The 9455-nt window shown below is 66.2% G+C and carries 9 protein-coding genes and 1 pseudogene; 7 read left to right on the forward strand and 3 right to left on the reverse strand.

The window, feature by feature from the left end:
- The 3 genes from ACFVJQ_RS44830 to ACFVJQ_RS44840 all read left to right on the forward strand — a co-directional run.
- Positions 1 to 876 (forward strand): IS701 family transposase (locus ACFVJQ_RS44830; RefSeq protein WP_385791679.1); only part of this gene is annotated, 876 nt, incomplete at its 5' end.
- 694 nt (positions 877 to 1570) lie between these two features.
- On the forward strand, positions 1571 to 2068 hold the full coding sequence (locus tag ACFVJQ_RS44835; RefSeq protein WP_385517855.1) for an SDR family NAD(P)-dependent oxidoreductase: 498 nt from the start codon (positions 1571 to 1573) through the stop codon (positions 2066 to 2068).
- A complete protein-coding gene (locus ACFVJQ_RS44840; RefSeq protein ID WP_385791681.1) occupies positions 1956 to 2594 on the forward strand; it encodes a cupin domain-containing protein in 639 nt (212 codons plus the stop codon). The genes ACFVJQ_RS44835 and ACFVJQ_RS44840 overlap by 113 nt, the downstream gene beginning before the upstream one ends.
- 13 nt (positions 2595 to 2607) lie before the next feature.
- On the opposite strand, the pseudogene ACFVJQ_RS44845 reads toward ACFVJQ_RS44840, so the two are convergent.
- Positions 2608 to 2820 (reverse strand): annotated as a pseudogene (locus tag ACFVJQ_RS44845) (transposase); the annotation flags it as partial.
- 102 nt (positions 2821 to 2922) lie between these two features.
- Positions 2923 to 3525, reverse strand: a complete 603-nt coding sequence (locus ACFVJQ_RS44850) for a GNAT family N-acetyltransferase (RefSeq protein ID WP_385791683.1) — start codon at positions 3523 to 3525, stop codon at positions 2923 to 2925.
- Positions 3526 to 4197: 672 nt separating this feature from the next.
- Between ACFVJQ_RS44850 and ACFVJQ_RS44855 the strand changes: the two genes are divergently transcribed.
- Positions 4198 to 5091, forward strand: coding sequence for an IS982 family transposase (locus ACFVJQ_RS44855; protein WP_385791685.1), 894 nt, complete (start codon positions 4198 to 4200; stop codon positions 5089 to 5091).
- Between the two features lie 162 nt (positions 5092 to 5253).
- Here ACFVJQ_RS44855 and ACFVJQ_RS44860 read toward each other — a convergent pair whose 3' ends face one another.
- Positions 5254 to 5844 carry a DUF308 domain-containing protein gene (locus ACFVJQ_RS44860; protein ID WP_385791687.1) on the reverse strand — a complete coding sequence of 197 codons (591 nt, stop codon included), beginning with the start codon at positions 5842 to 5844 and terminating at the stop codon, positions 5254 to 5256.
- Between the two features lie 194 nt (positions 5845 to 6038).
- On the opposite strand from ACFVJQ_RS44860, the gene ACFVJQ_RS44865 reads away from it, so the two are divergent.
- From ACFVJQ_RS44865 to ACFVJQ_RS44875, 3 genes are all read left to right on the forward strand, one after another.
- The gene (locus ACFVJQ_RS44865; RefSeq protein WP_385791689.1) at positions 6039 to 7241 is read left to right on the forward strand and encodes a sensor histidine kinase; all 1203 of its coding nucleotides are present in this window, start codon (positions 6039 to 6041) and stop codon (positions 7239 to 7241) included.
- Positions 7238 to 7897 (forward strand): response regulator, encoded by a 660-nt coding sequence (locus ACFVJQ_RS44870; RefSeq protein WP_385518552.1) that lies wholly within the window; start codon positions 7238 to 7240, stop codon positions 7895 to 7897. The genes ACFVJQ_RS44865 and ACFVJQ_RS44870 overlap by 4 nt, the downstream gene beginning before the upstream one ends.
- A gap of 897 nt (positions 7898 to 8794) precedes the next feature.
- A complete protein-coding gene (locus ACFVJQ_RS44875) occupies positions 8795 to 9379 on the forward strand; it encodes a hypothetical protein (protein WP_385518686.1) in 585 nt (194 codons plus the stop codon).
- Positions 9380 to 9455: the final 76 nt, after the last annotated feature.

Genomic DNA, 9455 nt, shown 5'->3' on the forward strand with positions numbered 1-9455 from the left:
AGCCACAACGGAGATCCGGTCGACCGTACGCGCAGCCATACCCTCAGTGTTCCGCCAACTCCCGCTAACCGAGCACTAATTGAAATACAGGTCCCCGGCCGCACCGAGAATTGTCAGATCGGCACCTTCCTCGCCTATGCCTCCGCCAAGGGGCGGGCGCTGATTGACCGGGAACTGTATGTCCCGAAGTCCTGGACGGATGACCGCGACCGCTGCCGGGCGGCCGGGATCGACGACACGGTGCCGTTCGCCACGAAGATCGAGCACCTCAAGTGGATGCTGCAACGCGCCATCGACGCCCGTGTGCCCTTCGCCTGGGTCACCGCGGATGAGGCATACGGGCAGGTCAAGCACTTCCGCGTGTGGCTGGAGGAACGGCAGATCGCGTATGTGCTGGCCACCAAGGTCAACGACACCGTCCTCACCACCAATGGCCGTGGCACCCGCGTCGACGAGTTGATCGCCGCGCTGCCCAAGCAGGCATGGAAGCGGATCTCGGCTGGAGCCGGAGCCCACGGCCAACGGATCTACCACTGGGCCCGCGTCGCGATCCGGCCGTCCTGGCAGGGAGGGTACGGGCACTGGGTGCTCGCCCGCCGCAGCCTGGCCGATCCCACCGAGATCGCCTACTACGTCTGCTACGGACCCATCACTTCCCAGCTCAAAGACCTGGTCAAGACGGCCGGCACCCGATGGCAGGTGGAGGAGTGCTTCCAGACCGCGAAAGGCGAGTGCGGCCTGGACCACTACCAGGTGCGGCTCTACCGGGCCTGGTACCGGCACATCACCCTGGCGATGGCAGTACTTGCCTACCTGACCGCCGTCCGTGCCGCAGAAGCTGTAAAAGGGGCGGCGGAGATGACGAGCACGACCTGATACCCCTCAGCGTCCCGAAGATCCGCCGGATGATCGGGCACATCGTCGTCACGCCCGCTGCCATGCCAACGAGCACCGTCTGCGCTGGTCACACTTCCGGCGCCGCAACCAAGCCCGCGCCCGCCGTTGCCATTACCAACGCCGAGGCCACGACCCACGCATGCGATTGCAGTATTAGGCGTCCGGCAGGCACGCCGGGGTAGCGCGAAGAGGGATGCGTCGCGCCGCTCGCCTCCGGTTCGTCGCGCCCGGCAGTCAGCGATGCCCAGGAGCCGACCGTGATGCGACGGGTCGGCCCGCCCACCTGGCCCTGAGGCCCGGGTTGATCGCACTTCCCGCGCGTGGAGCAGTGCCTCATCCGGGTGCGATCAATGTCCTGCCCGGGGAGACTTGCCGACACCACCAGTCCCCAGGTGATCCTGGCTCCCAGCAAGGAGCTGACCATAATGATCAGAGCCGATGAAGAGGCCCGTACGGATGACTCCAAGAAGGGCAACCATTCGGCGTCCGACGGCATCAAGACCGCTGTGCTGGACGATCGACCAGCACATTCCAGAACTTTTTCTGCACGATTTCTACGCCGTCGACAGCTGTTGGTACTCGGATCAGCGAACATGCCCGGCAGAACGGCTTCAAAGTCGAGATCACCGCTTCCCTGCGCACCATCTGTGCCTACGTAGATACGCATCCGCTGATGCATGGCTGGACTCCTGAGCTGACATGTCGAGAAACCTTCCTGATCACCGTCGTGAGCACCGGACTGGGCCGCGCCATCGCCGCCGAGGCCCTCCGAGCCGGACACATGGTCGTCGGCACGCTGCGCGATCTGGCCCAGGCCAAGGAGTTCGAGGACCTCGCACCGGGCCGGGCACAGGCCCGCATCCTGGACGTCACCGACCACGACCAGGTCACCGCCGTCGTCAACGAAGTGACGCAGACCGTGGGCCCGTCGACATGCTGGTCAATAACGCCAATTACGGGGTGGAGGGCTTCCCCATCGCTGGAGCTGTCTGTGCGTCGTCCAGTGCCTGCGCGACGCACTGCCCGATGGAAACCGGGGCCACGTCAATCATGGGTCGGTGTACGAGAGCGGCTCCGTCTACGAACCGCGGCAGATCTCAACTCCGGTGCCGAAAGCTGGGGACACCTGGATGCGGTCCAGCATCATCGGAACCATCAACAGGAGGAATGACATGACCTTCAACGTATCGATCCCGGACAAGAAAGACCCGCGCTGGACCCGGCGAGACGGTATTTTCGTGCGACGCGGCGAGGGCATCACCAAGTGGCTCATCGGTGATACGACTACCGTGAAGATCTCAGCCGCACAGACGGAGGGCCGACTTGGCGTGCTCGAGACCTCCGTCCCGCCCGGTGGGGGAGCCGTGGCGCACTCACATGGAAGGGAGGACGAAGCTTTCTATATCCTTACGGGTGACTTCGAGTTCATCAACGGGGATGAAGTCCTCGCGGCCGGTCCCGGCGACTTCCTCTGGATTCCCCGCGGAAATCGACACGGATTCAAGAACGTGGGGGCGCTTCCTGCCACTCTGCTCACGTTCCTTTTCCCGGGCGGCCACGAGCAGTTCTGGATCGACAACGGGGTAGACCCGGTACCCGGAGAGCAGGCACCGAAGTGGGGGCCGGAGGAGTTCTCGCCGCTCGTCGAGGAGCTCACACGACACCACGTGACCCTGCTCCCGGACGACCCCCCGTAGCCATGCGCTCAGTCCGGGCATCGTCACGGACCGCGTCCTCGTCCCATTCGGAGTGGTTGAGCAGGCGCTGCACACCGTCCGGACGGAACTGGCCGACCTGCTCGGCCAGCGTCCAGCCGTTCTTCCTCTCCAACGGCGCCAGCAGGCCCGTCATGTAGTCCAGAGCCCGATCACGCGGCTCCGACCTGCCAAAACGTCCCGCGAGCCGGGCACGCAACCCTGCTATGCCCCCGGACCACGACTCAACCTGCTCAACCGTCAGCGACTCTTCACACTGTCAGAACAACGAGCAGCAAGGCCGACCGTCACGCCACATGCGGTTGCAGTACTAATGCGGATCCCTGCGCATGCACCACGTGCGGGGGCCACTGTCGGGGAGCAGGGTCTCGGCTGTGACCTTGAAGCCGAGGCGCTCATAGAACGCCACGTTCCTCTCGCTGGAGGTCTCCAGGAATGCCGGGTACCCGGCGCGTGCAGCCGCCTCGATGCCGGGGGTTAGCACCGCGGTACCAAGGCCGCACCCTTGGGCTTCGGGGGTGACTCCCACCGTGTTGAGGAACCACACCGACTCCTGCGGTCGATACGGAGCGACGGTCTGCTCTGCGGACTCGTAGGCGGACGCCCGGTCACCGGTGAGGTCGCCGAGCAGCGGGCCGATCTCGGCGAAGGCGGGCGAGGGGTCCTGGTCAGGAGTGGTCCAGACAGCGACAGCGCGGCCCGCGTCGGCAACCCATACGCGGCCGTACACCATCCCGATACGGGTCAGGCAGAGTTCTTGGAAGCGTCGGATCCGGTCTTCGTGGCTGTCTGCGGCGATCACGTGCCGGGTGAAGGGGTAGTCGGCGAAGGATCGGGTGAGGGTGTCGACCGCGGTGGGAATGTCGGCGTTGGTGATGGGACGTACGACAGGGGCGGCCTGGTTCGGTGGCATGCCGATTGAACGATCTTGACGGCAGGCAAATTCCTGACCGGCCCACTCGACCTTCTATGAGAGAGGCTTACCGGCCAGACTTCGATGAGAACACTCAGCCATCCCTGCGACGGAACAGCACCCGAGGCGGGCGCCGTACCAGCTGAAGCGCAGCTTCATTCCGTCACCCAGCGAACTGCATTACGTCGGTAGCGCCATGTCGCGAACAGTTGGCCCGTGTGACCTGTGGTGCACTGTGTCAACGGTGCCGATCCTCTCCCGGCGTCGGATAGGGACCGTGAGCCGGCCGGGCTGGAGCCGGCAGCCGGAGACCCTGGGCAGTCACGGCCCGGCAAGTGTCGGCGGCGGCTGAATCTTGACTGAGCCAGCGTTCGGCCGTCGTCGAGAGCAAGGCCCAGAGCCTCCGCCTCCGGCATCGGCGGCGCGATGGTGCAGGCAGGTGCTGGTCGTCAGGTGGCGGCCGCTATCACGTGCCTCCGTCGTACCGGTTTCCGGGTGAGGCGGCGGTCATTAGCGTGACTCCGAATGCTGCACCAGTCGCTCGTAGCCCCGGGCGTGCCGGCGGGCGTTCCACACGCCGTGTGAGGCGTGTCGGCAACCTCCCCCGAGACGAATGAGTCCGATGTCGGGGCCGGTGCGCGAGCTTGAAGAGAGGGCGCTCAAGATCATGTTGTGACGCAAGACCTGAACACCCTCTTGACCGCGCTGTACGTGAAGATCGACGACGAGATCGGAGGGACCCGGTGGATGGGACGGCCGCCGCTGCTGACCGACTCCGAGCTCGTCTGCCTTGCCGTGGCGCAAGCCCTGCTCGGCCACCGCTCCGAGGCACGCTGGCTGCGCTTCGCCCGCAAGCACCTGACCGGCATGTTCCCCTACCTCCCTCAACAGTCGGGCTACAAAAAGCGGCTGCGAGCGGCGCTGCCCCTGGTCAAGCGGATGATCCGGGAGCTGGCCATGGACAGCGACCTCTGGTTCGACAACCACTGGATCGTCGACTCCACGCCAGTGCCGTGCGGGATGTCCCGCCCGACGGTCCAACGTTCGGACCTCGCCGGGTGGGCCGGGTACGGCTACTGCGCCTCCCACTCGCGGTTCTTCTGGGGCCTGCGCCTCTATCTGGTCTGCACCCCGACCGGCATGCCCATCGTGTGGGCGCTGGCCAACCCGAAGATCGGCGAACGCGAAGTCCTGGCCTCGATGCTGGAGACCGACGCCGGCCTGGTCGCCGAACGCGAGAGCGTCCTGCTCATCTCGGACAAGGGCTTCGCGGGCAAGGTGTTCGAGCAGGACCTCGCCGGGCAGGGCATCGAGCTACTGCGGCCGTCCCGCAAGCGGGAGAAGGCCCGCTATGGCGAGTCCATGCTCAAGAAGGTCCGCCAGCTCATCGAATCTGTCAACGACTCCCTCAAAGGCCAGCTCGACCTGGAACAACACGGCGGCCGGACCTTCGAGGGCGTCGCCATCCGGGTCGCCCAGCGCATCCTCGCGATGACTGCGGCGATCTGGCACAACCGCAGGACCAGCGCCCCGGTCACCCGATCCCTGATCGCGTACGACCACTGATCACCGCTGGCAAGCAGCGCCTTGAGAGCTTCGTACGCGGCGGTGGTCTTCTCGAAGCGGTCCGGCGCGGGCCGGCGCAGGATCAGCAGGTCGATCTGCTCGACGCCGGGTTTGCGGAAGACGCCGCGCCTCCGGGAGAGGCGGTGGCTCCGACGGCGGTGGTCAACGCTTTTCGCGTCGGCTGCGGATGCTCAGGGCGATGACGGAGACAAGGAACCAGAAGGCACCGAAGGCTGAGTATCCGGCGACGGTGGACAGGCTGCTCGTCGCCGAGGCGGACATGGCAGCGAAGGAGGCACCGGCGAGGACGGACAGTCCGCCGCTGATGACCATGGGCCACTGGGCACCGACGGTGCGTCGGCGCCGGATCGCCACGACGAGCTGGATCGCTCCGGAAAGGAAGGCCCAGATGCCGAACACGAGCAGGGCCGTCCCGATGGTGGAGAAGACGGCGATGATCATCCCGGCGGTGGCGGCGAGGCCGATAGCCATGTTGGTGGTACCGACGTGGTCCGTGGAGCCGGTGCCAGCCATGCGACGCTCGAGGAGCGTGGCGATGACGTCCCACAAGGGGTAGATGACGAGCAGCACGGCCGCGATCACTGTGGGCTTGTCCGTCGACACGAGCGAGGCGGAGGTCGTGACGACGAGTGCCACCCAGATCAGGGAGAAGGCGACTCGGATCAGGTAGAGCGATCGGAGCCCGGAGGGCGTGGTCGTGGTCGTGCTCGAAGTCACGGTGGTCTGAGTCATCGGGTGTCCCGTTTTGTGATCGTGATGGTGTGAGACGGTCGCCTCGATGAGGAGTCTCAGCGGCCTCGGGAGGGGCCGTGTACTTCGAACGAAGTAGTTCTGCCATCCACTTCGAATCGAATGAGTTCTGCCGTCCCCATCGCCCGGACCGGGCTCGCCGTCTACATCATTCGAAGTACACGGCCGCGGCACACATGGACGAGAATCAGGCCATGGTCAAGGCGCAGAACAATCAGGACGGGCCCGTGGCACCCCTGTGGGTCCGCCGCCCCGAGGCGCTGCACCTCGTCGCCTATTCGGTGGCCGCGCTGGTGTTCACCGGCCAGATCGTGGCAGTGATCCTGCGAGGGTCGGATTGGCCGACGGCCCTCTCCGTGCTCCTCGCCGGTGGCGGTGTCGCCCTCTCATGGTGGAGGCCGTGGGCAGGACTGGTCGTGACGAGCGCGGCGTCCTTCGCCGTCACAGCGGTGGGCCACGACCCCCTGTCGGTGTGGATGATGGCGGTGCTCGTACTGTTCTCGGTCACCCTCAGGGGGAAGCAGCCGCTGGCCGGAACCGGCATCGTGGCGGCGTTCTTCCTGGGGGCGTTCATGACGCTGGGAGGATTCCGTGGCGGCGCGATCGTGGGAGCCGCCGCACTCTTCTCAGCCATAGCAGGAGGTGCGACAGGGGCCGCGCTGCGCATCCATCGAGAGCACTGGCGCACCCTGGAGGAACGGGCCGAAAGCGCCATCGCCACCCGCGAGATCGAAGCCACCCGACGGGTGACCGAGGAACGACTCCGCATCGCCCGGGACCTCCACGACGTCATCGGCCACCAGGTCGCGATGCTGAGCCTGCATCTCGGTGCCGCGGAGATCGGGCTGCCCGAAGACGCCGAATCTTCCCGGCAGGCCCTCGTCTCAGCCAGGTCCAGCGCCCGCACCGTCGTCGTCGAAACGCAACGGATCCTCGCGCTCCTCCGCCTCGGAGACGACATCTGCGACGACGAGGCGCTCCGGCCGACCCCGGCGCTCAGCGGCCTGGAAGGCCTTATCGCCTCTTTCGAGAGCATCGGCCTCGACGTCCATCCCTCCATCGACATTCCCGCCGGTTTCGTGGAGCCCAGCGTCGGCGTGACGGTCTACCGGGTCGTTCAGGAAGCACTCACGAATGCCTACCGGCATGGAGAGGGGGCGGCAACGGTGGATGTGCGCGAGCGCGACGGCAGGATCTGCGTCACCGTGGAGAACCGCGCCGGTCACTCACTGCGCGGCTCCGGCTCGGGCAGCGGACTCGGACTCGTGGGGATGCGCGAACGCGTCGAGTCCTCCAACGGGCGGCTGACGATCGACAGTGACGACGGGCGATTCCGGGTCCATGCGGAGTTCAGCCCCCTGGGAGCCGTCGTCCGATGACGCGGATCCTGATCGTCGACGACCAGGACGAGATAAGGGCCGGCATCAAAGCGATGCTCCGGCTCGACCCAAGTCTCGTTGTTGCGGGTGATCTCTCCGATGGACTCCAGGTCGTCCCCTTCCTCCGGGACCACCCCGTCGACCTGGTCCTGATGGACATCCGGATGCCCGGCATCGACGGTGTCGAAGCCACCCGCCGGATCCGCAAAGAGCACCCACCCGAAAAGATGCGGGTGATCGTGCTGACCACTTTTGACCAGGACGACATCGTTCTCGCCGCCCTTCGCGCGGGCGCCAACGGTTTCCTGAGCAAGACCGTGAGCCCCGCTGAACTCGTCGCCGGAATCACCGAGGTCGTCGGCGGTGGCGGTGCGCTGTCGGCCGCCGCGACGGCCGCGCTCATCGGTCACATGACCGACAGTCCGCCCCCGGTGATCGACCAGGAACTGCTGCGACGCTTCGACGCTCTGACCCCCAGGGAGCGGGACGTGGTCGTTCTCGTCGCGAGCGGTCTCGGCAACGACGAGATCGCGGCCCAGATGTCCGTGTCGCCGTTCACCGTGAAGACGCATGCGGTGCGGGCCATGACGAAGGTCGGCGCACGTGATCGAGCGCAACTCGTCTCGTTCACCTTCCGGGCCGGCCTCTACCCCTGAGCCTGCCGAGCAGAACCCCGAAACAGGTGGCCGCCGTGGCGATGCCGAGCAGTCCGGCGGGCGGGACGGCGTGGGCACGTACCTGGAAGACCTCGCCGGCGCGCTGCGCGAGCGGCGTGCCTGGACCTGTACCTGCGGAGCAGGGCTTGCGCCACGGCAAGGCAGACGAGCTCGGAGTCGGTCAGCAGCGGCGGCCGTCCCATCCACCGGGTCCCTCCGATCTCGTCGTCGATCTTCACGTACAGCGCGGTCAAGAGGGTGTTCAGGTCTTGCGTCACAACATGATCTTGAGCGCCTTCTCTTCAAGCTCGCGCACCGGCCCCGACATCGGACTCATTCGTCGAGCGGTGCGGCGAATGGGTGGCCTGACGACCGCCTGAGGGGGCTGGGTCGTTGAGCAAGGCATGAAGGCCTTCGGTAACTGCCCGAACTCGTCTCCCGCCGCCCGGTTCGCCAGAGCGCCACGGCTCCTCGGGCGCATGACGAGGACACCTGCATGTGGTGCGTGCAGCTGCGGGAGGCTGGCGCCCAGGCCCAACCGGGGCCAGTACAGGGCGCGCGTCGCCCTGCCGCCTGGAGGGTGCCGACGGGACTGCCCCTGCGTCCTGCGCAGGACGGTGACGTGTGATGGCGGCCCGGACGGCGATGGTCACACTGGCCGTCGTCACGATCGTGGCCGCCGCGGTGTCGGTCGGCCTGATGGGATAAGGCACCCATGAGGCCGCGCTGGCGCGGGACCCGGCAGCGATAGCGCTGTGCTCGTCACCGATCGGGGGTGGCTTCAGCCCGACTGTTTACCGATACGCCGAACAAGTCGGTAAACACGTGCTGTAACGTCTGCGCACGCGGGGTGACAGGGGAAAAGAGTGGGTGAGGGCGTTGCGGCAACCCAAGGACGTGCACACGTCGATCCGTGAGGACTTCGCGTACGGCGGCCTACTGATCGCCCTGGCGGCGCTTACCACGATGGTCGTCGTACCTACGACGTTCGCTCTGTTCGATGACGATCGGCTGCGCATGAGTAACGACTACGCCGCAATCAACGCGACGATCAGCCTTGCCATCCTGCTCATTGGCGTCGTTGACATGCATTTCCATGTCAGCAAGGCCAAAGCCCTCGCTGCGGCGGGGCCGCTGACAGCCATCGCGCGACGGGGGCGCCGTCGCAACCGTACGTTCCAGGACCTGATCGAGTCGCACATGACCACCTTGGCCAACTGGGCGATTGCATGCGCTTCTCTGGCCGTCTCCCTGATCTTGATGGCCCTGTGGGCGGCAATCGAGGATCACGGACCTGCACGCTGGTTGGCCTGGTACTCGCTGGTGTCTGTCGGTTTCAGTCTCGGAGTAGTCCTTATGACCTGCATGGACAAGCTGGTGGAAGGGATGCACGGCTTGCTCGACCTGGTGCCCCCCACCAGCGAGGACCCCCAAGACGCATCCGCTGCCGCCTCCGGCAGCACTGAGCAGTGTGCATCGTGAAGTTGCAGGTCACGGGTCTGGTGTGCGTGGGGTTCGGGATACTCGTGCTGGTCGTGGGCGGATGGCCTCGGCGAAG

The organism is Streptomyces sp. NPDC127197, from assembly GCF_042672405.1.
GTDB classification, from domain to species: domain Bacteria; phylum Actinomycetota; class Actinomycetes; order Streptomycetales; family Streptomycetaceae; genus Streptomyces; species Streptomyces flavusporus.